At 70.7% G+C, this 23,494-nt stretch carries 18 protein-coding genes; 8 read left to right on the forward strand and 10 right to left on the reverse strand.

Annotated features, from left to right (window positions below; genetic code table 11):
* The first annotated feature begins 53 nt into the window (after positions 1-53).
* Entirely contained in the window at positions 54-578 is a 525-nt protein-coding gene (locus OO69_RS44105) for an acyl-CoA thioesterase (RefSeq protein ID WP_234444686.1), read from the forward strand.
* Between the two features lie 61 nt (positions 579-639).
* Here OO69_RS44105 and OO69_RS44110 read toward each other — a convergent pair whose 3' ends face one another.
* Positions 640-2,097 carry an LCP family protein gene (locus OO69_RS44110; RefSeq protein ID WP_234444687.1) on the reverse strand — a complete coding sequence of 486 codons (1,458 nt, stop codon included), beginning with the start codon at positions 2,095-2,097 and terminating at the stop codon, positions 640-642.
* Positions 2,098-2,223: 126 nt separating this feature from the next.
* Here OO69_RS44110 and OO69_RS44115 point away from each other — a divergent pair, with 126 nt between their 5' ends.
* Positions 2,224-3,258 (forward strand): glycosyltransferase family 2 protein, encoded by a 1,035-nt coding sequence (locus OO69_RS44115; protein ID WP_033286641.1) that lies wholly within the window; start codon positions 2,224-2,226, stop codon positions 3,256-3,258.
* 32 nt (positions 3,259-3,290) lie between these two features.
* On the opposite strand, the gene OO69_RS44120 is transcribed toward OO69_RS44115, so the two are convergent.
* The 4 genes from OO69_RS44120 to OO69_RS44135 form a co-directional block, all read right to left on the reverse strand.
* Positions 3,291-4,841 (reverse strand): LCP family protein, encoded by a 1,551-nt coding sequence (locus OO69_RS44120; RefSeq protein WP_051801701.1) that lies wholly within the window; start codon positions 4,839-4,841, stop codon positions 3,291-3,293.
* A gap of 129 nt (positions 4,842-4,970) precedes the next feature.
* The gene (locus OO69_RS44125; protein WP_199811146.1) at positions 4,971-6,698 is read right to left on the reverse strand and encodes an LCP family protein; all 1,728 of its coding nucleotides are present in this window, start codon (positions 6,696-6,698) and stop codon (positions 4,971-4,973) included.
* Positions 6,699-6,912: 214 nt separating this feature from the next.
* Positions 6,913-8,097, reverse strand: coding sequence for an LCP family protein (locus OO69_RS44130; protein ID WP_033286643.1), 1,185 nt, complete (start codon positions 8,095-8,097; stop codon positions 6,913-6,915).
* A gap of 211 nt (positions 8,098-8,308) precedes the next feature.
* Entirely contained in the window at positions 8,309-9,046 is a 738-nt protein-coding gene (locus tag OO69_RS44135) for a TIGR03089 family protein (RefSeq protein WP_033286644.1), read from the reverse strand.
* A 138-nt stretch (positions 9,047-9,184) separates the two neighbouring features.
* On the opposite strand from OO69_RS44135, the gene OO69_RS44140 reads away from it, so the two are divergent.
* Entirely contained in the window at positions 9,185-10,519 is a 1,335-nt protein-coding gene (locus OO69_RS44140) for a peptidoglycan recognition protein (RefSeq protein ID WP_033286645.1), read from the forward strand.
* A gap of 148 nt (positions 10,520-10,667) precedes the next feature.
* The gene (locus OO69_RS44145; RefSeq protein ID WP_033286646.1) at positions 10,668-11,750 is read left to right on the forward strand and encodes a sugar phosphate nucleotidyltransferase; all 1,083 of its coding nucleotides are present in this window, start codon (positions 10,668-10,670) and stop codon (positions 11,748-11,750) included.
* Between the two features lie 152 nt (positions 11,751-11,902).
* Here OO69_RS44145 and OO69_RS44150 read toward each other — a convergent pair whose 3' ends face one another.
* The 4 genes from OO69_RS44150 to OO69_RS44165 form a co-directional block, all read right to left on the reverse strand.
* Positions 11,903-12,892 carry a DNA-3-methyladenine glycosylase family protein gene (locus OO69_RS44150; protein WP_033286647.1) on the reverse strand — a complete coding sequence of 330 codons (990 nt, stop codon included), beginning with the start codon at positions 12,890-12,892 and terminating at the stop codon, positions 11,903-11,905.
* A gap of 138 nt (positions 12,893-13,030) precedes the next feature.
* Positions 13,031-14,347, reverse strand: coding sequence for a coenzyme F420-0:L-glutamate ligase (locus OO69_RS44155; protein ID WP_033286648.1), 1,317 nt, complete (start codon positions 14,345-14,347; stop codon positions 13,031-13,033).
* Entirely contained in the window at positions 14,344-15,303 is a 960-nt protein-coding gene (gene cofD, locus OO69_RS44160; protein WP_033286649.1) for a 2-phospho-L-lactate transferase, read from the reverse strand. The genes OO69_RS44155 and cofD overlap by 4 nt, the downstream gene beginning before the upstream one ends.
* A gap of 44 nt (positions 15,304-15,347) precedes the next feature.
* Entirely contained in the window at positions 15,348-15,857 is a 510-nt protein-coding gene (locus OO69_RS44165) for a cysteine dioxygenase (protein WP_033286650.1), read from the reverse strand.
* 612 nt (positions 15,858-16,469) lie between these two features.
* On the opposite strand from OO69_RS44165, the gene OO69_RS44175 reads away from it, so the two are divergent.
* The 3 genes from OO69_RS44175 (at position 16,470) to OO69_RS44185 (ending at position 22,117) form a co-directional block, all read left to right on the forward strand.
* Positions 16,470-16,733, forward strand: coding sequence for a WhiB family transcriptional regulator (locus OO69_RS44175; protein WP_003975777.1), 264 nt, complete (start codon positions 16,470-16,472; stop codon positions 16,731-16,733).
* Positions 16,734-16,919: 186 nt separating this feature from the next.
* Positions 16,920-20,633, forward strand: coding sequence for a glycosyltransferase family 2 protein (locus OO69_RS44180; protein WP_106971226.1), 3,714 nt, complete (start codon positions 16,920-16,922; stop codon positions 20,631-20,633).
* On the forward strand, positions 20,630-22,117 hold the full coding sequence (locus OO69_RS44185) for a DUF5719 family protein (protein WP_033286653.1): 1,488 nt from the start codon (positions 20,630-20,632) through the stop codon (positions 22,115-22,117). The genes OO69_RS44180 and OO69_RS44185 overlap by 4 nt, the downstream gene beginning before the upstream one ends.
* Positions 22,118-22,147: 30 nt before the next feature.
* Here OO69_RS44185 and OO69_RS44190 read toward each other — a convergent pair whose 3' ends face one another.
* Positions 22,148-22,597, reverse strand: coding sequence for a metallopeptidase family protein (locus OO69_RS44190; protein ID WP_033286654.1), 450 nt, complete (start codon positions 22,595-22,597; stop codon positions 22,148-22,150).
* A gap of 279 nt (positions 22,598-22,876) precedes the next feature.
* On the opposite strand from OO69_RS44190, the gene OO69_RS44195 reads away from it, so the two are divergent.
* The gene (locus OO69_RS44195) at positions 22,877-23,308 is read left to right on the forward strand and encodes a DUF3499 domain-containing protein (RefSeq protein WP_078532602.1); all 432 of its coding nucleotides are present in this window, start codon (positions 22,877-22,879) and stop codon (positions 23,306-23,308) included.
* The last annotated feature ends 186 nt before the right edge of the window (positions 23,309-23,494 follow it).

Below are 23,494 nucleotides of genomic sequence, written 5' to 3' on the forward strand. Positions count from 1 at the left end.
TTGCGAAGCCAACACAAAGTCCGCAGATGTCCGCTCCGCATAGGGTGGCGTCCATGACAGAACTGCCGGGCAAGCCGACGTCCGCCTCCCGGACCACCCTCAGCCACATCATGACCAACGCCGACACGAACCTGCTGGGGACCGTGCACGGCGGGGTCATCATGAAGCTGGTCGACGACGCGGCGGGCGCCGTCGCCGGGCGGCACAGCGGCGGTCCGGCCGTGACCGCGTCGATGGACGAGATGGCGTTCCTGGAGCCGGTCCGCGTCGGCGACCTCGTCCATGTGAAGGCACAGGTCAACTGGACCGGCCGGAGCTCCATGGAGGTCGGCGTGCGAGTCCTGGCCGAGCGGTGGAACGAGTCGACCCCGGCCACCCAGGTCGGCTCCGCGTACCTCGTCTTCGCCGCCGTCGACGCCGACGGCAAGCCCCGCGCGGTGCCGCCGGTGATCCCGGAGACGGAGCGCGACGAGCGCCGCTACCAGGAGGCCCAGATCCGCCGCACCCACCGCCTGGCCCGCCGCCGCGCCATCATGGACCTGCGCGAGAAGCGGGCCGCGGAGGGTCTCGACGACTGACGAGGGGGGTACCTACCCTCCTGGAAAAAGTGTTACAGAATCCGCCGAAGTGTCACACTTTTCAGGAACACCCCACCTCGTCCCCCGTCACCACCCCGAACTCGCCCTGCTGCACATCCGTCGCCCGCACCCGCGTGACCTGCTTGAAGTCACTCCCGGCGATCACCTTCAGCACCGGCCCCTGCCCCTTCACCGCGCGCAGCTCGCTCCCGGGCAGCGCCGCCGCCAGCGACTTCGCGGAACGGTCCCAGCGGGGGTCGTAGACCACGACCGTCCGTCGTACGGCGTGATCGGCCGCGCTCGTCGGCTGGTGCGTCGTACGGAAGCCGGTCGCCGCCAGCGCCGCGTCCACGCGCTTGCCGAGACCGCCGGTCGCCGTGCCGTTCTCGACCTGGACCTGGATCTGCTGCGGGGCCACGTCCACCTTCACCGCGTTGGCGCGCGCCGCCTTGTGCACGGTCAGGGGTTTGTCGTCGCGCAGGGCCTGGAAGAGCTTGGCCGCCTTCGGCTCGTCCCATTTCAGGGTGGAGCCGATGCCCTTCACGACGAAGCCCATCTGCCCGATCGGGACCGTGGTGAACTCGGAGGACGACGGGGAGAAGGTGCGCATCGCCCGGCCGAGATCGAGCAGTTCATCCGTACCGAAGCCCTTGTCCGCGCGGACCGAGCCGAGCACCGCGCGGGTCACGTCACGGAACTTCAGCGGGTTCAGCAGCACCCCGGACGAGGTGGCCTGGTCGATCAGCGCGGCCAGGAAACGCTGCTGGCGCTTCATCCGGCCGAGGTCGGAGGCGCCGTCGACGTGCCGCGAGCGGACGTACTGGAGGGCCTGCCCGCCCATCAACGTGTGGGTGCCGGCGGGGAGATCGAGACCCGTGTACGAGTCCTTGAGCGGCTCGGCGGTGCAGATCTTGACCCCGCCCAGGACGTCGACCGTCTTCATGAAGCTGGTGAAATCGACCTCCAGGTAGTGGTCGATCTTCACGTGGGTCATGGACTCGACGGTCTGCACGGTGAGGTTGGGGCCGCCCTCCGCGTACGCCGCGTTGATCTTGATGGGGTGCGGACCGTGGTGCTCACCGGTGGTCTGGTCGGTGTGCGGGGGCGTCATGGCGTAGGAGTCGCGGGGGAGGCTGACGACGCTGGCGCGCTCCCGGTCCTCCGAGATGTGCACGATCATGATGGTGTCGGTGCAGTGGCAGGGCGCGCCACCGAGGTGGTACTGGCGCCGCTCCTGCTCGGTGATCTTGTCGCGGCCGTCGGTGCCGACGAGCAGGACGTTCATGCCGTGGCCCGCGCGCGGGCGGTTCTTCATGTCCTTGAAGGGGTCGACGCGGGCGATGTCGGCGTCGAGGCTGGTGACCACCGCGTGCCCGATCCCGGCGGACGCGAGCACCACCACGGACAGCGTGGTCGCCGCCCGCATGGCCCAGCGCGGCTTCTTCTTCGGTCGTACGGGTGGCCGTGGGCGCCGCTGCGGTGGACGGGCGGCGGGGGAGCGGCGGGGCGGCGTGGGCATGGGGGACACCTCCGCGAGGGCCGTACGTGGGATCTTGAGCACCGTAGGCCGATACGATCTGATACCACCGCAGCCGCCCGGGCGGGGCGCGTCCGTGTCCCCCGTTCGCGGTAACGTGAGCGCCCTATGAACGCCATTCCCGACGTGCGACTCCCCGCCGTTTCTGTGATCATGCCCGTCCTCGACGAGGAGCGGCATCTGCGCGGAGCCGTCCAAGCGATCCTCGCGCAGGAGTACGACGGCGAGATGGAGGTCGTGATCGCCATCGGTCCCTCGAAGGACCGTACGGACGAGATCGCGGCCGAGCTCGTACGCGAAGACCCGCGTGTGCACACCGTCCCGAACCCGACCGGCCGCACGCCCGCCGCCCTCAACGCCGCGATCAAGGCCTCCCGCCACCCGATCGTCGTCCGCGTCGACGGCCACGGCATCCTCTCGCCGAACTACATCGCCACCGCCGTACGCCTCCTGGAGGAGACCGGCGCGCAGAACGTCGGCGGCATCATGCACGCCGAGGGCGAGAACGCCTGGGAGGACGCGGTCGCCGCCGCGATGACCTCGAAGATCGGCGTGGGCAACGCGGCCTTCCACACGGGAGGGGAAGCGGGCTCCGCCGAGACGGTCTACCTCGGGGTGTTCCGCCGCGAGGCCCTGGAGCAACAGGGCGGCTACAACGAGGAGTTCATCCGCGCCCAGGACTGGGAGCTGAACTTCCGGATCAGGGAAGCGGGCGGCCTCATCTGGTTCTCGCCCGAACTGCGGGTGTCGTACCGCCCCCGCCCGTCGGTGAAGGCCCTGGCCAAGCAGTACAAGGACTACGGCCGCTGGCGCCACGTCGTGGCCCGCTACCACGAGGGCTCCATCAACCTCCGCTACCTCGCCCCGCCGACGGCGGTCTGCGCGATCGCGGCGGGCATCGTCGTCGGCGCGGTCCTCACCCCCTGGGCCTTCCTGATCCCCGCCGGCTACCTCGCGGCGATCACCCTCGGCTCCCTCCCCGCGGGCAAGGGCCTCTCCCTGAAGGCCCGCCTTCAGATCCCGGTGGCCCTCGCCACCATGCACATGTCCTGGGGCTACGGCTTCCTCACCAGCCCCAAGTCCCTTGCCCGCAGGGTGATCGCGTCCCGGCGGCCCGCGGTGCTCAGCCCGTCCAGCAGCTGAGCCGAGCACCGCCGCACCGACGACCCGGACTGCTACCAGACGTAGTTCGGGTCGACGTGCATGCACGCCGTGGTGTCCGAACCGTTGAGGGCGTCCGCCGAGGTCGGGGTCTTGTCGTCCTCCGTCGGGGCCTTGTACTTCGTGCCGGTCGTCCAGTCCGCGCCGACGACCAGGGTGACGCCGGAGACGCTCGTGGACTTCTTCACCGCGCTCGTCGGGATGCCGAGGGCCTTGGCGACCCGTTGGGCGTCGCCCTCCAGGTCGGCGCTCGGGTAGCGGACCAGCGTCGTGGCCGCGCTGGGCGTCGTCGAGGAGTCGGCGACCGCCTCCTTGAAGCCCTTGCCGACGAGGAGTTGGGCGATCGAGGTGGCCCGGCCGCGGACCGCGCCGGTCGTGTCGGTGCGGGTGCCGTTCTCCACCTGTACGGCGATCTTGTCGTCGGCGGCGGCCGGATCGGTGGACGCCTTCGCCGCCGTAGCCGACTTCTTCTTGTCCTTGCCGTCCAGCGCGATGTCCTCGCGGACCAGCCGGAACAGCTGGTCGGCGTCGGTCGTCTTGGGGACCACCCGGCCGCTGCTGCCCGAGTACTCCCACGGCATCGTCGTCATGGTGATCCGGGCGGTCGGTACCTTCCTCAGTTCCTTGCTCAGGTCGTACAGCTTGGCGACGGTCCCGAGGCCGTTGTCGACCGTGAGCGCCTTCGTGGCCGTCTCGGCGAGGCTGCGCAGCTTCGTCGGATTGCTCAGCGTGGCGTTCTCGCGCAGCTGCCGGACCATCGAGTTCATGTACTGGTGCTGCGCCTTGGTCCGGGCGATGTCGGTGTCGTCCTCGAAGCCGTAGCGCGTGCGCAGCCACTGCAGGGCCTGCTCGCCCTTCACGGACGTGGTGCCCTTCTTCAGCTTCAGGCCCGAGCCCTTGCCGGAGGAGGTGTGCGAGTAGACGTTGGCGTCCACGCAGACCGGCACCCCGCCGATCGCGTCCGCCATCGACACCACACCCGCGAAGTCGACCATCATGAAGTGGTCGATGTGGATGTCGGTCAGCTTCTCCCAGGTCGCCACCGTGCAGCCGGGGCCGCCGCGGCCCAGCGAGTCGTTCGTGATGACGTCCGTCTCGGCCGCGTACGTCTTGCCCGTGTCCGGGTCCGTGCACTTGGGGATGTCCGTCAAGGTGTCGCGCGGCATGCTCACGACCGACATGTTGCTGCGGTCCGCCGAGACGTGCAGCAGCATCTGGACGTCCGCGCGGGCCGGGGTGTCGAAGGTGTCCTTCGCGCCGCCGAGCTTCTGGTTCTCCGCGGAGTCCCGCGCGTCCGAGCCGATCAGCAGGATGTTCAACGGCTTCTGCCCGGCCGCGTTGGCCTTGGACTCGGCCGCCCGGTCCTTCTCGTCCCCGATGTTCAGGGGGTCTTTCTTTATGTTGTGGTTGAGGTGCTGGTAGTACAGGTATCCGGCGCCGGCCGTCCCGGTTATGACCACCGCGAGGACGATCGCCGACCAGCGCAACGCCCGCCGCCGACCGCCCTTGCGTCTTCCTCCGGCACCGTCCGCCGGTCTCTTCCCGTCCGCCGGCGTGAGCGACATCGTGTCCTCAACCGCCGGCACCTCCCCACGCACGCTGCTGCGAGTCAAGTCCCCACCCCTCCACGACGCGCCCTGACGCACGGGTCCGCCCCGCGCCCCGTTAGACGCGGAACGGACCCGTGTGGTCACTTACTTGGCGCACTCAACCTTGTCCGCCGTGGACTTCTGGACCCCCTCCGGCGTCGACCCCGCGGTCGAGGTGAGCGGGACGCCGGCTCCCTTGAAGTCCTTGCCCAGGGTCAGCGTCATCGCCGGCAGCCCCTGGGAGTTCTGCACACTCTTGCCCGGCTTCATCGCGGACCCCGAGAGACCCATGATGTCGGCGAGCCGTCGAGCCTGGTCCGCCTGGTCGGGCGCGTACTCGAGCGTCGTCTTCGCGAGCGCCGCCGGAGCGTTGCCCGCGTTCTCGGACTTGAGTACGCCCTCATCATTCTGCAGCCACGTAAGAGTTTCCTGTGCGCTGCCGGCGACGGCCCCTCCGTTGAGGATCCGCACCCGCACCGCGGAGGCGGCGGACTTGGTGCCCTTGAGCCGGGCGGCCACGGCGGCCTTCTCCTTCGCGGCCTGCTGCTTGACCGCGGTGAAGGAGGTGTCGCTCTTGATCAGCGAGAAGACCTGCGGGGCGGTCGTGTTGTTGAGGACGACCGTCACCGGGGTCTTCTCCGCCGGGTTGTCGACGACCGGCACGGTGGTGAAGGTCAGGTTCTTCGGGTTGAGCTTGCCCAGCTCGAGACCGAGGTCCTTCAGCTTGCCGATGGTGTTGAGGTTCTCGTCGACGGTCAGCGCCTTGGTGCCGGCCTCCGCCAGCTTCACCATCTTCGAGGGGCTGGTGAGCGTGGAGTTGGACTTCAGCTTCCGCATCAGCGCGCTGAGGAACTGCTGCTGCAGCGTGATCCGGCTCAGGTCACCGCCGAAGCCGACCGAGTGCCGGGTCCGCACGAAGGCCAGCGCCTGCTCGCCCGAGAGGTTGTGCGTGCCCTTGGACAGCTTCAGGTGCGAGTCGGAGTCGTCGATGTTCTTGGCCAGGCAGACCTCGACCCCGCCGACCGCGTCCGTCAGCGTCTTCACGGCGTTGAAGTCGGCCACCATGAAGTCGTCGGCCTGGATCCCGGTCAGCTCGGTGACCGTCCGCACGGTGCAGCTCGCCGTACGGCCGTCCTGGCCGAGGCTGGTGTTGAAGCGGACGCTCGTCGTGCCCGGGATGACCTTGGTCGTGCCGTCCGACTGGGTCGTCTGGCAGTCCGGGACGTCGGTGATCAGGTCGCGGGGGATGCTGAGCGCGGTCGCGTTCGAGCGGTCCTTGGACACGTGCAGCAGGATCGTGGTGTCCGCGTGGCCGACGCTGCCGGCGTCGCCGTAGCCCTCGTTGCCCGCGCCGGTGCGCTTGTCGGTGCCGATCACCAGCAGGTTGATGGCCTTGCCCTTGCTGAAGCCACCGGTGCTCGCGCCGTCGTCGGAGGCGGTCGTGATGTTGTCGTTGAGGTGCTGGATGTAGAGGTACGCGGCCGCGGAGACGGCGACCAGCACGAAGGCCAGCCCGCCGCCGGTCCACATCAGGATCTTCTTGCCCTTGGCCTTCTTCTTCACCGGCCGGCGACCGCGCCGGGCCGGTGGCTCCTCGGGCGCGCCCCGCCGTCTGCGCGGCGGCGGCACCTCACGCCCCGGACTCCTCGGGACCGTCTCCCGCTCCGGCGCCGCGACACTGCGGTTCTGCGCAGTGGCTCTACGGGGCCCCGGCACCGCTGACTGCGGTGTGGAAGGAGTCAGTCGCAGTTCGTATTCACCAGTGTTCGGATTGAGTACCCACTGGTCTGCGGGGTCGATGTTGTCCGCCCGCCCACGGCCTTGCGCGTCCACGGTTTACCGAATCCTCCGTCGGGGCCACGCGGCGCCTTCCCCCTCCAGGCGCTCGGGTCTCGTACATCCGGTGCGCAAGCACACAGCCCACCGGATCGCTCACACTATCCGTCCAGTTGAGCGGCAAGTGACTGCGGTGACAAATTCCACGTCCCTACAACCGGTCAATCCGTCCTATTTTTCGGAACAAAAGTTCGTCGACTTGGCGATCGCTTTACCCGCAGGTGTCCTCGGCGGCGGTGTTCCCACGAAACGTGGGCGCGGGCGAGACCTCTGAACCGGGCGCCGTATTAAGGGCGTTTGCGGCGGAATCCTCTGGAACCTGCTTCCGTACCGCGACGGTCGCGTCCGCCCGCAGCCGGGCGAACAGCTTTTCGGCCTCGGGCTCCACGAGCTGGTCGCGATTCGCGTTGTAAATGTACGACTCCCGCGGAACGGTGAGGAATTGCACATGTTCGGTGGGGATGTTCCGCAACCCGCGCACCAGTTCGTACAAACCGCGCAGATTCGCCAATTCCGGATCGGTGGTGAGCGAAGAGGTGGCCGCATCCAGTACCGGATACAGCTTCACGGGATTGAACAGCACGTCATCGCTCTGCACCTTGTTGACGAGCGCCCCCAGAAACCCCTGCTGACGGTCCATCCGGTCGGTGTCGCTACCGTTCCCGAGCGACTTCCGAGCCCGCACGTATCCGAGCGCCTGCTCCCCGTCGAGGGTGACCTTGCCCGCAGGCAGCCTCAGCTTGGCCGCCTTGTCACGAATGGGCCTCTTCAGACAGACCTCCACCCCGTCCACGGCGTCGACCATGTCCTTGAACCCATGGAAGTCGACGACCATGTGGTGGTCGATCCGCACGTTGGTCAGCTTCTCCACGGTCCGGATCGTGCACCCCGAACCCCCCACCTGGAACGCGTAGTTGAACATCGCGAACATCGGCTCGGTCCGCGTCCCGTCCGGCCGCAGACACCCCGGCACATCCACCATCAGGTCCCGCGGCAACGACACGGCGGTCGCGCTGCGCCGGTCCGCCGCCAGATGCAACAGGATCGTCGTGTCCGACCGCTCGGTCCCCGAGTCCCGCCCGTACTCCGCGTTCCCGTCCCCCGACCGCGAGTCGGACCCGATCAGCAGAATGTTCTGCGCCCCCTTCACGAGCGCGGTCGGCCGCTCCTTCTCATACCGGGCGAGCTCGGCGGCGGCGGCGTTGTCAGGCGTGATGTTGGCGTCAAGCTTCGCGTAGACCCCCCACCCCACCCCGGCGGCCGCTACGACGACCACACCCACCCCGGCCGAGACCCCCCGCACCCACCGCCGACGCCGCCGACGTATGAGCCCCGCCCCGGACGCGGAAGCCCCCGCACCCGGCCCGAGAACGCCTCCTACGGTGTCGTCGAACACGTGCGGTTCCACCCCTCATGGCCGAGTAAGAGCGCGTGGTTCTTCTCCTACGACCATGGCGTGGATGGGACGGGGGAGGCGGCCGTTACTGACCCATCCGGGTGACTGACCGGCTCCGGGTGACTAGTGCTTTTTGCTTTTAGGGGCGCGGGGAACTGCGCGACCAGCCCCCACCGGCCGCCACTCGCCAAACAACCCTCGCCACCCCCTCTCAGAGGCGCGAAACAGTCACCCGCTCACTCTCAACCCGCTTGGCCAGAGACTCCTCGCTCAGCTGATCCAGATTCCGGCACAACACCACAGACCCTCCAGAGGCAAGCGGCCTATACAACCCCGAGCTCAACCCCTCCCACGTGTCATACGACAGCCCGGACAACACCCGAGCCCCCGCATCCCCGTCGACCCGAGCCTGCTCAACAACCTCGCCCCCCGTGAACTCCCGCCCGCCGACGACCAACGCAGGCTCCCCAGGATCCACCGCCGAGAACGCGACAAACCGATCCCCCTGCCCCGGCACCTCAACGGCATAGTCGACAAACCCGGCCGGAGTCTGCGGAAACCTCCCCCCGAGCGGCCGCAGGGCAAGAGCAACCCGCTCCCCACCACAGGCCCGAGCCACGTCCAAGGACTCCGGCCCACTCACCACCACGTCGGCCCCGGAGGGATCCCCACCCACGTCCGCGACCACCCCCACAGACGAACAAGCCAGCAACCACACCGCCGTCTGCCAGTGCGCAGGCAACAACACGACGACCCGATCACCGGGCCCGGCCCCAAGATCCCCCTGAAGCAGATTCGCGGTCTTGGCCACCCAATTGGCGAAGGTGGCCACGGACAATTCGACACGTTCCCCCGTGGCGTCGTCGTAGAAGGTCACCAGGGGACGGCCGGGATCCGCGCCGAGCGCGGAACGCAGCAGGTCGGCAGGGGTGCGATCGATGGCGTTCACCCGAGCAAGCGTACGGGGACGCCCGCCGGCACCCACCCCCGCACCGGGTGCCGGACCACCGGTTCGGACGAACCGCAGCCGACGGTCCGTCAATTCCCGGATAGACAGATATGTATGACTATGTCCAGGATCAGGGGCATGCGTGGATTCCTTGCTTCCTCGATCGGCGTCACCTGCGCGGCCGCACTGGCCCTCCCGCTCACCCTGCCCGCGTCCGCGGCACCGTCCGCGGCACCGGCGACGCAGTCGACGAGCGGCGCGAGACCCGCGTCGACGACCGCCGCACCGGACCTCCCCGGCAGCACCCAGTCGCTGCCCCTCACCCCCCGTACCCGCGACCGCACCCTGGGCGCTGCCCCCGAACAGGGCCTCACCCGCGCTGACGTCCACCGCTTCTCCCTCGTCGGCGTCACGTGGACCGACCCCGGCACCGAACTGCGCGGCCAGGTCCAGGTCCGCACCCGGGCCACCGCCACCGGCAACTGGTCCGGCTGGCAGGACATCGACACCCACAACGAGGACCACGGCGCCGACCCCGGCACCGCCGAACGCGACTCCGGCCACGTCCACGGCTCCACGGCCCCGCTGTGGGTGGGCGACTCGGACGGAGCGGACGTACGCGTAAGAGCGAACACGGCGGAGACACGGACCGTAGGAGCCGTGGACGAACAACCATCCCTCCTCCCCACCGGCCTGCACCTGGAACTGGTGGACCCGGGCGCGGCACAGGCCCCACCCGCGGGCGCCCGAGCAACCACCAACCACAACCGCACCGCGACTGCCCACCTCGCCGCCACCGAGCTCCCGGCGCTGAGCAAGCAGGCCACGGAACGGGAACTGGTCGCCCTGGGCCACAAGGCGCAGCCGTACATCGGCCCGCGCCCGCGGATCGTCACCCGGCACGGCTGGGGCGCCGACGAGAAGCTCCGGGAGAAGGGGTTCGTGTACACGAAGAAGGTCAAGGCGGCCTTCGTGCACCACACCGCGACCGGCAACAACTACCGCTGCTCGCAAGCGCCTTCCGTCATTCGCGGTATCTACCGCTACCACGTCAAGAGCAGCGGCTGGCGCGACATCGGCTACAACTTCCTCGTCGACAAGTGCGGGACCATCTACGAGGGCCGCGCCGGGGGAGTGGCGAAGGCCGTCATGGGCGCCCACACCCTCGGTTTCAACACCGACAGCATGGGGATCGCGGTCCTCGGAACCTTCGGCAGCGCCAAACCGTCCGCGGCGGCGGTCACCGCGATCGCCAGGCTCACCGCGTGGAAGCTCGGGCTCTACGGTGTCAATCCGCGCGGCAAGACATACCTGAAGTCCGGTGGTGGCAATCTCTACCGAAAAGGAAAGAACGTACGACTCAATGTGATCTCCGGCCATCGGGACGGGTTCGCCACGGAGTGCCCAGGACGGCAGCTCTACGGCAAGCTCGGCTCGGCCCGTTCCACGTCGGCCCGGTACCAGGGCCGCTGACCGGGGCGGACCGACAGGGGGGCCGGGAAGGGTCTGCGGAACACGCGCGCGGCCGCACGGACACACGGCTGCGCGCGTGCACGGTCTGCATACACTGGCCGGCCGAAAAAACACTTCGGCCGGTCCCGGCAGGAAGCAGAGACGACAGGTGACAGAAGCGATCCTCCTGGTCGGCGGCAAGGGCACCCGGTTGCGCCCGCTCACGGTGCACACCCCGAAGCCGATGGTCAGGGCGGCGGGGGTGCCGTTCCTCACGCATCAGCTGGCGAGAGCGAGAGCGGCGGGCGTGGACCACATCGTCCTGGCCACTTCCTATCTGGCGGAGGTGTTCGAACCGCACTTCGGTGACGGTTCGGCCCTCGGCCTCCACATCGAGTACGTCACGGAGGACGAGCCCCTCGGCACGGGCGGCGCGATCCGCAACGTGGCCTCGCGCCTCCACTCCGGCCCCGACGACCCGGTCCTGATCTTCAACGGCGACATCCTGACGGGCCTGGACATCAGGGCCCTGGTCCACACCCACGAGACAACGGGCGCGGACGTCTCCCTCCACCTGACGAAGGTCACGGACCCGCGCGCGTACGGCCTTGTCCCCACCGACGAGACGGGCAGGGTCCTGGCCTTCCTGGAGAAACCCCAGACCCCCGAGGAGATCGTCACCGACCAGATCAACGCGGGCGCCTACGTCTTCCGCCGCTCGATCATCGACACGATCCCGGCGGGCCGCCCGGTCTCGGTGGAACGGGAGACATTCCCGGACCTCCTGGCGGCCGGCGCCCACTTGCAGGGCCTGGTCGACTCGACGTACTGGCTGGACCTCGGCACCCCGGCGGCCTTCGTCCGAGGCTCGGCGGACCTGGTCCTGGGCCGAGCCCCGTCCCCCGCGATCCCGGGCCGCTGCGGCGACCGCCTGGTCCTTCCTACGGCCCGTGTCGCCGCCGACGCCAAGCTGACGGGCGGCACGGTGGTGGGCGAGGGCGCGTTCGTGGCGGAGGGCGCGAGGGTCTTCGGCTCGACGATCCTCCCGGGCGCCGTCATCGAACCGGGCGCGGTCATCACCGACTCCCTCATCGGCACCCGAGCCCGAGTCGGCGAACGCTCCGTCCTCACCGGCACGGTCATCGGAGACGGCGCGATCATCGGCGCCGACAACGAACTCCGCGACGGCATGCGGGTGTGGTGCGATGCGCGGATTCCGGCGGGGGCGGTGCGGTTCTCTTCTGACCAGTGAGGGGGTTGGGGGTGCCTGGGGGTGCCTTCTGGGTGTATCGGCTCGGTAGTGCGGTACTTCTGGGCCTACCGAGTCGGGTGGTGGGTGGGCATAGGCCTGGGGGGTCGGGGGCGGAGCCCCCAGGGACGGCAACCGACGCCCCCCCCGGCACCTCACAACGCCCCGATGTCACCCCGAGGCATCTTCGGCGCCCGCCGCGCAGGCGTACGTCCACTCAGCAGAATCAACCGCGCCGCCCGATGCCGCTGCCCCGCATACGGCTCCAGCAACGACAACATCACCGAGTCGTCCGCGTCCCGGTCCCCGGCCAACGCCCACCCCACGATCCCCGGCAGATGCAGATCCCCCACGGTCACCGCATCCGCCGCCCCATGACTCCGCTGCACGGTCTCCGCGGACGTCCATACCCCCACCCCCGGCACCACCTCCAACCGAGCCCGCGCATCCTCCGCGGACATCGCCCCCGCCTGCTCAAGCCGCGCGGCAACCCGTACGGCACGCAGAATCGTCGAGGCCCGCTTGTCGTCGACCCCGGCCCGATGCCACTCCCACGACGGGATCAACGCCCACGCGCGAGGCGCAGGCATCACCCACATCCGCCCGCCCACAGGCCCAGGCGCAGGCACCCCGAACTTCCGTACCAACAACCGCCAGGCCCGGTACGCCTCGTCGGTCGTCACCTTCTGCTCCAGCACCGACGGAATCAACGACTCCAGCACCAGCCCGGTCCGCGTCAACCGCAACCCCGGCCGCCGATGCTGAGCGACGGCCACCAGCCGATGCCGGGGCACAAACGCCCCAGGATCATCAGCGGCACCCAGCATCTCCGGCAACCGCTCCAACAACCACTCCGCCCCGGGCCCCCAGGCCTCCCCGCGCACCACACCCCCGTGCGCGGACACCCGCAAGGTCCCCGGCCCGACCGGCGTAAGACTGGCCCGCCACACAGCCCCGTCCGAGTCCACCCGAAACGTCGGATCCCCGGGCCCCCGCCGCAACGGCCCCAGCACCAGCCCGAGATCAATCACCCCGTCCGGCACCCACCGCCGCACCCGCCCCGCTTCGGCACCCTGCCGAGGCACGACAACATCCCCACCCCGCACAGTCGTACGAGTGGGCCGATGAACAAAACGTCCGGCCACGGTAGGTTCCAGGGTGATGTGAGAGGTCTGAGGGTGTCACGAGCCTAGGCTGCAGCGCGCCCCTTCAGGGGCGCGGGGAACTGCGCGACCAGCCACACACAACCCGCACCCGCATCCAGGACCAGCCCCAACGGCGCTTCACCGCACCTCGATAAAAGCTCCCGCATCCCGCTCAGCCCGAGCCGCAGGCGAAGCCGCCGCATGCCCCACAGCCACCGCCCCCATCGGATCCCACCCCGACGGCAACCCCAACACCCCCCGCACAACATCCCGGCAGAACATCGTCGACGAAACCCACGCCGACCCCAACCGCTCCCCGGCAAGCGCCACCAGAAAGTTCTGCACCCCCGCCCCCGCGGCCACCACGAACATCTCCCGCTCCGCCCCGTCCCGCCGCACATCCCCATACGCGTGCGCCCCGTCCATGACGAGACACGGCACCACGAGATACGGCGCCCCCCGCAACACATCCCCCCGCCGCACCCGCTTCGCGATGGACTCCTCGGACTTCCCGTCCCGCCGCAGATCCGCGACCCACGCGTCCCGCATCGCATCCAGCAACGAGGTCCGCGACTCGGCAGACTCCAGCAGCACGAACCGCCACGGCGTCGTGTGATGCGGCGCCGGCGCGGTCACAGCGGCGGCGACAGCCCGTCGTACGGCACCGGGATCGACGGGCTCATCGGTGAAGGCCCGCACCGTACGACGCTGGGTCACCGCCTCCCGTACCGCCTCCGACGTCCCCAGCCGGAACATGTCGTCCCGCCCGCTCCGCACCATGGCCCGCGCGCCCACCTCGTCATCCTCAGAGGTCACGACGTGCGGCAACCCCCGCACAACGGCGACCGGCAGCCCGGCAGCCTTGCCCTTGACGAGATCACCGGCGGCGGCCAGTTCGTCCGCCGTGGCCACGACCGTCGCGCTCAGCGGATTGCCGTAGGCATCCACACCCCCGCGCAGATCGTCCAGCACGCGCACCCCGGCGGCGCCGATCGCCACGTCCGTGAGCCCCGTGCGCCAGGGTCGCCCGAAGGTGTCGGTGACGACGACGCCGACGGTGACGCCGAGCGCGTCCCGCAGCCCGTCGCGGATCGCGCGCGCGGACGCGTCCGGGTCCTCGGGGAGCAACAGCACAGTGCCGGCAGGGGTGTTGGAGGCGTCGACGCCGGCCGCGGCCATGATCAGCCCCTGCCGGTTCTCCACGATCCGCAGCGTCCCGCGCCGCGCCACGACCCGTACGGTCTCGGCGTCGATCGCGGCCTCCCGGTCGGCCGCCTCGACGATCCGCCCCTCCGCCTTGGACACGATCTTCGAGGTGACGAGGAGCACGTCCCCGTCGACGAGCCCGGGCTCGGCCGCCGCGATCAGCTTGGCCAGATCGTCCCCGGCCGCCACCTCGGGCAGCCCGGGCACGGCCCAGACCCGGTACCCCTCCACCGGTGCCACCTCGCTCATGCCGCCCGCACCTCCTCCGCCAGCGCCAGTGCCTCCCGCGCCATCCGCGCGGTCGCCTCGGTGTCGGTCATCATCAGCGGTACGGCACGGCAGCGGATACCGGCAGCCTCGACGTCCGGTACGGCGGCCGCGTCCACGGTGTCGACGAGCCAGCCGTCGAGCAGCCCCGAGCCGTAGTGCTCGGCGACCGCCGTGGCCGTGGACTCGACGCCCACCGCGGCGAGCACCTTGTCGGCCATCCCGCGCACGGGCGCGTCCCCGACGATGGGGGAGAGGCCGACCACGGGCACCCCGGCCTCGGCGATCGCCTCCCGGATGCCCGGCACCGCGAGGATCGTGCCGACGGACACGACCGGGTTGGACGGCGGGAAGAGGATGACGTCCGCCTCCGCGATCGCCTCCAGGACGCCGGGCGCGGGCTTGGCCTGCTCGGCCCCGACCGGCACGACCGCCTCGGCGGCGACCGACGCGCGCAGCCGGACCCAGTACTCCTGGAAGTGGATCACCTTGCGCTCGCCGTCCACCTCGACGGCGACATGCGTCTCGACGCGGTCGTCCGTCATGGGGATCAGCCGCACCCCGGGCTGCCACCGGTCGCACAGCGCCTCGGTGACCGCGCTCAGCGGGAACCCGGCGCCGATCATCTGGGTCCGCACGATGTGCGTGGCGAAGTCCCGGTCGCCGAGCCCGAACCACTCGGGCCCGACCCCGTACGCCCCGAGCTCCTCCTTGAGGTGGAAGGTCTCGTCGGCCCGACCCCAGCCCTGCTCCTCGTTGATACCGCCGCCGAGCGTGTACATCACCGTGTCGAGGTCCGGGCAGACCTTCAGCCCGAAGAGGTGGATGTCGTCCCCCGTGTTGCCGATCACCGTGATGTCCGCGTCCGGCACGGCCTGCTTGAGACCGCGCAGGAACCGGGCACCACCGATACCGCCTGCCAGAACCACAATGCGCATGGGGACAAGTCTTGCAGGCCGGTCTGACAACGCGGCAGCCAGTCTCAGGCAGTCACGGCGTCGACCGCTTCCGACCCGGTGCGCCGCGCGCACGCCGTGTGCATCGGCATCTCGGTCAGGCCGGGGAAGTAGACGTGCAGGCTTATGGCCGGCTCCAGGGTGTCGTTGACGACCTCGTGGACGTACCCCGGCGCGAACACCCGCTGCGCGCCCGCCCCCAACGCGCGCGTGCCCCGTTCGGTGCGCTCGGTCAGCGTGCCGTCCAGGACGGTCAGCACACCGGAGGAGCGGCCGTGGTCGTGCAGCCCGCTGCCCTGTCCGGGCACCCAGGACAGCAGCCACACCTCGTAGCCGGGGCCGGTGCGCAGCCGGTGGTACCAGCGGGTCGTCGCGTCGTACTCGACGAGGTGCTCCCACTGGGCGCGGTCGGCCGCGACGGAGCGCGCCAGGCCGACGAACTCGGCCACGGTGGACGGGTGTTCGCGCGGCGGCTGGAGGAGGTGCGGGACTTCGAGGATGTCGCCGGCGATCTGGAGGTCGCTGTCGCTGTTCATGGGGGTGCGGTGGTTCCTCGGCGTAAGTAAGTAACGGCGGGGGCTGGGTGTCACCTGATGAAGAGAGGCAAGTACGGCTGGAGCGCGTGGGCTCAACAGCCGGAACAGCAACAACAGCTACAGCGAGCGTGGGCAGCACCGAGGGACCCGGCGGTGCGGGTCGAGGTGAGTGCCAAGTTCGCGAGCATGCCCACAAGGACATCGGTTCACACCCGCACTGTCAACTCGACGCCCGGTATGTGGGACATGTTTCACCTCATCCGGTTCATCTCCGAGGTGAAAGGTTTGTTCAGGTGTCTACCGGGACACATGGCGCACAACCGGGCGCACAAACCCCAGTGGAACGAGATCGAACTCCTGGGCGTCCTCCCCCGTACAGGCTCCGTCTCGGGGTAGGAGGCGCTCGGGGGGTCTCCTCTGCTTGTCAAGGTTTATGCCGATTTGAACACTTTCCGCTAGCCCTTGGTTCCGCAGAGTGAATAAGGGGCCCAATAGCAGATCTCGGCTTGACTCGCCCGGAGCAGCACACTTGTAATTTCACTCGTGTCGTTCAGCCGACATCGGTAACGGCGGCCACATCACGGGGACGCGAAAGACAGACGAGGGGCGCACATGACCGAGCTGGTGCAGCAACTGCTGGTCGACGACGCGGACGAGGAACTCGGCTGGCAGGAGCGCGCGCTGTGCGCCCAGACCGACCCCGAGTCCTTCTTCCCCGAGAAGGGCGGCTCCACCCGCGAGGCCAAGAAGGTCTGCCTCGCGTGCGAGGTCCGTTCCGAGTGCCTCGAATACGCCCTCGCCAACGACGAACGCTTCGGCATCTGGGGCGGCCTCTCCGAGCGGGAACGCCGTCGGCTCAAGAAGGCCGCCGTCTGAAGCCGGACGGCACACCTCGGGACATACCTCGGGACGTAGCGAACGGCCCGTCGCAGCTGGGTTATCCACAGGCGGCGGGCCGTCGTCATGCCCAGCCGATAGTGTGGGCGCTCGTCCGAGACGTACCGCGGTCCCCTCGGGACTCGGGCGTCCACCGCAGTCCATCGAACCGGGGCCCGTACCTCGATGTCCGTGCACAGCCACACGGCAGGCCAACACGACGCTGCCACTCCTGAGTTCCCGCGTCACGTGGTGACCGCGGTGCTCGTCTCCCACGACGGCGCCCGCTGGCTGCCCGACGCGCTCGCCGGGCTGCTCGGCCAGGAGCGCCCCGTGCAGAGCGTCATGGCCGCCGACACCGGCAGCGCCGACGAGTCCGCCCAGCTGGTCACCGACGCCCTCGGCGCCGACCGCGTGCTCCACCTCGCCCGGCGCACCGGCTTCGGCCAGGCCGTCGAGGAGGCCAACCGCACGTCGCCTCTGCTGACCCCGGACGAGCTGCCGTACCTGAAGCGCCCGAGCGGCTGGGACCCCGTCACGCGCACGTGGCGCGACGACGCCTACGACCTGCCCGACCTCCCGTACGGCGAGCCCGTCCAGTGGCTGTGGCTGCTGCACGACGACTCCGCCCCGGAGCCGGACGCCCTGGCGCAGCTGCTGCGGGTGGTGGACCAGGAGTACGAACTGGGCCGCGAGGACGTGGCCGTCGTGGGCCCCAAGCTGCGCGGCTGGTACGACCGGCGGCAGCTCCTGGAGGTCGGCGTCACCATCGCCCACTCCGGGCGCCGCTGGACCGGCCTGGACCGCCGCGAACAGGACCAGGGCCAGCACGACCACGTACGGCCCGTGCTGTCCGTGTCCACCGCCGGCATGCTGATCCGGCGCGACATCTTCGACGAACTCGGCGGCTTCGACCGCCGGTTGCCCCTGATGCGCGACGACGTCGACCTGTGCTGGCGCGCCACCGCCGCCGGGCACCGCGTCCTGGTCGCCCCCGAGGCGGTCGTACGGCACGCCGAGGCGGCCTCCCGCGAGCGCCGCGCGGTCGACTGTGCGGGCCGCACCGTCGCCTCCCCGCACAAGGTCGACAAGGCCGGCGCGGTCTACACCCTGCTCGTCAACAGCCGTACGGCCGTGCTGCCCTGGGTCCTCTTCAGGGTCGTCGTCGGCACCCTGCTGCGGACCGTCGCCAACCTCGTCGGCAAGGTCCCCGGACAGGCCCTCGACGAGATCCGCGGCCTCCTGGGGACGCTGCTGCGCCCCGAGCGGATCCTCGCCGGGCGGCGCAGGCGCGCCGGAGCGCAGATCGACAAGGCCGAACTGCGGCCCCTGTTCCCGCCGCCGGGCGCGACCGTCCGGGCCACCTTCGAACAGGTGGCCGGAAGCTTCGTCGACACCTCCGACCCCGAGATCACCTCCGGAGCCGGCCGGCACGGCGGCGCCGTCGAGTCCGGACCCGGCGGCGACGACGCGGACTTCCTGGAGATCGAGCAGTTCGCGCGCGTGAAGCGCATCGCCCGCAAGCCGGGCCCGGTGCTGTTCCTGGTGCTGCTGCTCGTCTCCCTGGTCGCCTGCCGGGGCCTGCTCGCCAGCGGCGCGCTCACGGGCGGCGCGCTGCTGCCCGCCCCGGGCGACTCCAGCGAGCTGTGGTCCCGCTTCCTGGACTCCTGGCACCCGGTGGGCGTCGGCGGCACCCCGTCCGCGCCGCCGTACCTCGCGCTCGTCGCGATGCTCTCCTCGCTGCTCTTCGGCTCGACCGGCTTCGCGGTCACGGTCCTGCTGGTCGCCTCGGTCCCGCTGGCCGGGTTCACCGCCTACTTCGCGTCCCGCCCGCTCGTCGAATCGCGCCTCCTGCGCGCGTGGGCGGCCGTCGTCTACGCCTTCCTGCCCGCCGCCACCGGTGCCCTCGCGGGCGGCCACATCGGCACCGCCGTGCTCGCCGTGCTGCTCCCGCTGATGGCCCGCGCGGGCATCGCGGCCAGCGGCCTCACGCACGCCTCCGGGGCCCGCGGCAGCTGGCGCGCCACCTGGGCGTACGCCCTGCTCCTGACGATCACGACGGCCTTCACGCCGATCATCTGGCCCATCACGCTGCTCCTGGGCGTCGCGCTGCTGGCCGTGCGCCGCGGCGACCTCGTCGGCTACGGCCCGCGCTTCCTGGCCCAGTACGGCACTCCGCTGCTGATCCTGGCGCCCTGGTCGCTGACCCTGCTCCCGTTCGGCTTCTTCCAGCAGGCGGGCCTGGAGTACGGCTCCGGGTCCGCGTCCCCCCTCGACCTGCTCGGCGCCAGCCCCGGCGGCCCCGGCACGGTCAGCGGCCTGATGCTCATCGGCATCGTCCTGGCCGCGCTGGCCGCCCTGCTGCGCAGCGAGCGTCAGTTCGGCATCTGGACGGCCTGGGGCGTCGCCCTCGTGGGCCTCGTCTTCGCCATCCTGTCCAACAGCTCCACCTGGGCGGGCCCCGCGACCCTCGTCTACGGCCTCGCTCTCCTCGCCGCCGCCGCGCTCGGCGCCGACGGGGCACGCGCGCGCGTGGCCGAGCAGAGCTTCGGCTGGCGCCAGCCGGTGGCCGTGCTGATCGCCTTCGCCTCGGCCGCGGGCCCGCTGCTCGTCGCCGCAGGCTGGATGCTCCGCGGCGCCGACGGCCCCCTGGAGCGCCACGACCCGACCCAGGTGCCCGCGTTCGTCGCCGAGGAGAGCGGCACCCAGGACCAGGCCCGCACCCTCGTCCTGGACAGCGACTCCGCCGCGCACGTCGGCTACATGCTGGTGCGCGGCTCCGGCGCCCGCATGGGAGACGGCGAGTTCGCCGCGGCGGACGGCGAGAACACCAAGCTAGACAAGGTCGTCGCCAACCTCGTCGCCGGCTCCGGCGCCGACCAGGCCGACGAACTCGGCGGCTTCGCCGTCCGCTACGTCCTCGTCCACAAGGGCGCGCCCCGCGAGGTCAGCCGCGTCCTGGACGCCACGCCCGGCCTCAGCAGGCTCAGCCAGGCCGACGGCAGCGCCCTGTGGCGGGTCGACGAGGAGGTCTCCCGCGCGGCGATCGTCGCCGGTACGGCCGCCCCGAAGCCCGTCGCCGCCGGACCCGTCGACATCCACACCAAGATCGCGTCCGGCGCCACCGGCCGTATCCTGCGCCTCGCCGACTCCGCCGCCGCGGGCTGGACGGCCACCCTGGACGGCAAGCCGCTCACCCGCACCACGGTCGACGGCTGGGCCCAGGGCTTCGAACTCCCGTCCTCGGGCGGCACGTTGGACGTCACCTACGACGACCCGATCGGGCACACCGCCTGGCTGTGGGCACAGGGCGCGCTCGCCCTCGTCCTGGTCGTGCTCGCCCTCCCGGGCCGCCGCCGTGAGATCGACGACGACCTCCCCGAGGAGGAGCTGATCCCGGCCCAGGCCGTCGCGGGCGAGGGCCGCAGGGCCCGCCGCCTGCGCGCACAGGCGGAGGCCGAGACCGCCGACCAGACCGACGAGACCGCGGACACCGGGCAGTTCGACGCCTTCGCCGCGGGCGCCATGCCTCCTCCGGAGGAGGAGGCCGTCGCCGCGATCCCGCAGCAGCAGTCCTACGGTGAGTGGGACGCGGCGAGCTACGCGGGCGCCGAGTACGGCACCTACGGCGGCGAGCAGCAGTACCAGACCAACGAGCAGTATCCGGCGGGCACTTACGAGCAGCCGTACCAGGCGGACCCCTACCAGGGCGGCCAGTACGACCCGTACGCGTACGGCGGCCAGCCCGCGACTCCGGCGTACGACCCGACGTACGACCAGGGTTACGACCAGAACCAGGGCTACGACCAGAACTACGACCCCGCCTACGACCCGAACTACGACCCGGCCCAGCAGCAACAACCGCACGGCGACGAGCGCCCCGACGGGAGCCAGCAGTGAACCGCCCCACCCTGTCCTTCCTCGCCGGCGTGGTCGCGCTCGCCGCCGTCACCGGGTTCGCCGAGATGAAGGCACCGGCCGCGTCCGGCACCGGCACCGCCAAGGCGGCCGCTCAGCTGCCCGTGGAGCGCACCAGCCTGCTCTGCCCGGCGCCGAGCACCTCGGACCTCGCCGACACGTCGTACACGTCCTTCACGCCCGTCACCGAGGGCACGGACAGCGACGGCAAGGCCGAACTCCAGTCGGCCACCGAGGAGTCGGGCGACGGCACGAGCAGCAAGAAGAAGCCCGCCAAGCCCGTCCTGGAGCCGAAGGCCCCCGGCACCCCGGCCACCGGCGACAACTCCGGCGCCGACGCGCCCGCCCTGCTCGGCACCGCCGAGGGCAAGTACGCGCCCGGCTGGTCCGTCCAGGAGACCACCGAGGTCGCCGCGGGCAACGGACGCGGCCTCCAGGGCGTCAACTGCACCGCCCCGGACACCGAGTTCTGGTTCCCGGGCGCCAGCACCGCCACCGGCCGCACCGACTACGTGCACCTCACCAACCCGGACGACTCCGCCGCCGTCGTCGACATCGAGCTCTACGGCAAGGACGGCGACCTCAAGTCCACGGTGGGGGAGGGCATCACGGTCGAGCCGCACGCCAGCGAGCCGATCCTGCTGTCCACGCTCACCGACGACCCGGAGACCGACCTGACCGTGCACGTGACCGTGCGCAGCGGCCGGGTCGGCGCGTCCGTGCAGGCCCTCGACTCCAAGCTCGGCGGCGACTGGCTGGCCGCGTCCACGGACCCGGCGGGCAGCCTGGTCATGCCGGGCATCCCGAAGGACGCCACTTCCGTGCGGCTGATCGCCTTCACACCGGGCGACTCGGACGCCGACCTGAAGGTGCGGCTGTCGTCACCCACGGGGATGATCACGCCGGCCGGGCACGAGACCGTGCACGTGAAGGCGGGCATGACGACCGCCGTCGACCTGGGCGACGTCACGCGCGGCGACCCGGGCTCCCTGGTCCTGACCCCGACCGACCAGTCCGTGCCGATCGTCGCCGCCCTGAAGGTCGTACGGGGCAAGGGCAGCAAGCAGGAGACGGCGTTCATCCCGGCGACCGGCCAGGTCGGCACGCGCGCGACGTCCGCCGACAACAGCGCCAAGGGCTCCACGCTGTCCCTGGTCGCCCCCACCCGCACCGCCACGGTCAAGGTCACCGCGTCCGCGGGCAGCGGCGGCGGCACGCCCGTCTCGAAGACGTACACGATCAAGGCCGGCACCACCGAGGACGTCGAACTCCCGGTCCCCGCAGGCCTGAAGGGCACCTACGCGCTGACGCTCGAACCGCAGTCGGGCGGCCCGGTGTACGCGGCCCGGACGCTGTCGGCGACCGAGGAGGGCGTCCCGGGCTTCACGATCCAGACGCTGCCCGACGACCGGGGGACGGTGTCGGTGCCGCAGACGGACGAGGACCTGTCGGTGCTCCAGAAGTAGCGGTCCGCGGCACGCGCGCGGGGAGGGTGTTCAGTCCTCCCCGTAGCGCGGATCGACCGTCTCCGGGGTGAGCCCCAGCAGTTCGGCGACCTGCTCCACGACGATCTCGTGGACGAGGGCGGCCCGTTCGTCGCGCCCCTTCGTGCGGATCTCGACCGGGCGGCGGTAGATCACCACGCGCGCGGGCTGCCCCTCTCGGGCGGCGATCGTGCCCCCCAGGGGCACCGACTCGTCGTTCCAGCCCTCGCCCGCACCACCCAGCCGGGGGACTTCCAGGACGAGGAAATCGATGTCGGACAACTGCGGCCAGCGCCGCTCCAGGCGCTCCACGGAGTCCTGCACCAGATCCGCGAACGCGTCGGCGCGGCTCGCGGCCAGCGGGACCTGGGGCGGCGCGATCGGGCCGCGCATGCCCCGGCCGTGGCGATCGCGGCGGCGGGGCCCGGGGCCGGCGGCGGAGGGCGGTACGGGGGTGTCCATCACTGGTGAAGCGTAGTCCCCGCCGGGTCCGCCCGCCCGACTCCACCCGCCGCCGGGCGCTCGGCACGGCATGTCGCCGGATGACCATTCCGGCCAAGGTTGGGCTCGATTCCGTATGTCTCGAAGACCGTCCCTCTCAAGGCAATTGACGGTGTTTGTGCCGAGTGGTGACCGGGTCCGACCCTGTTCGAGATCCCGGGAAGGGGTGTCCTCGCAGGTCAGCGGCGTGTTGCCGGTGGGGTGTGTGGGGCGTCTCACAGCCCGACACGGTGGGGTGACCTGGGGGAGAGTCGTCGCGGCCCGCTCAAGAGTGCGGTACCGTCCAACGTCGTGAGCCCTGTACGTCGCTGTTCGCGCACCGCTTGCGGCCGCCCCGCCGTCGCGACGCTGACGTACGTCTACGCCGACTCGACCGCGGTCCTCGGCCCGCTCGCCACCTACGCCGAACCTCACTGCTACGACCTGTGCGCCGAGCACTCCGAGCGCCTCACCGCGCCCCGCGGCTGGGAAGTCGTCCGCCTCCTCGACAGTTCCGCTCCGGCCCGCCCGAGCGGCGACGACCTCGAAGCGCTCGCCAACGCGGTGCGCGAGGCCGCTCGTCCGCAGGAGCGGGCAGCGGGGGCCGGTGGCGGAGGCGGGGCCCGCACGGCGGACCCGATGGAGGTCGCACGCCGGGGTCATCTTCGGGTGCTGCGGTCGCCGGACAACTGACGGCGTTCGTCGCGGAGTTCGTGGCCGGAGTTCGTTCAACGATCCGACTGTCCGGCCGGCCGGTCGTTCAACGATCCGACTGTTCAGTGAACCCGTCGTTCAACGATCCACTCGCTCGGTGATCCGGTCGTTCAACGATCCGCCTGGCCCGCGGGCGAGTTGTTCAACGATTCACACGACCTCTCG

Source organism: Streptomyces sp. NRRL F-525, assembly GCF_000716605.1.
Classification (GTDB): Bacteria; Actinomycetota; Actinomycetes; order Streptomycetales; family Streptomycetaceae; genus Streptomyces.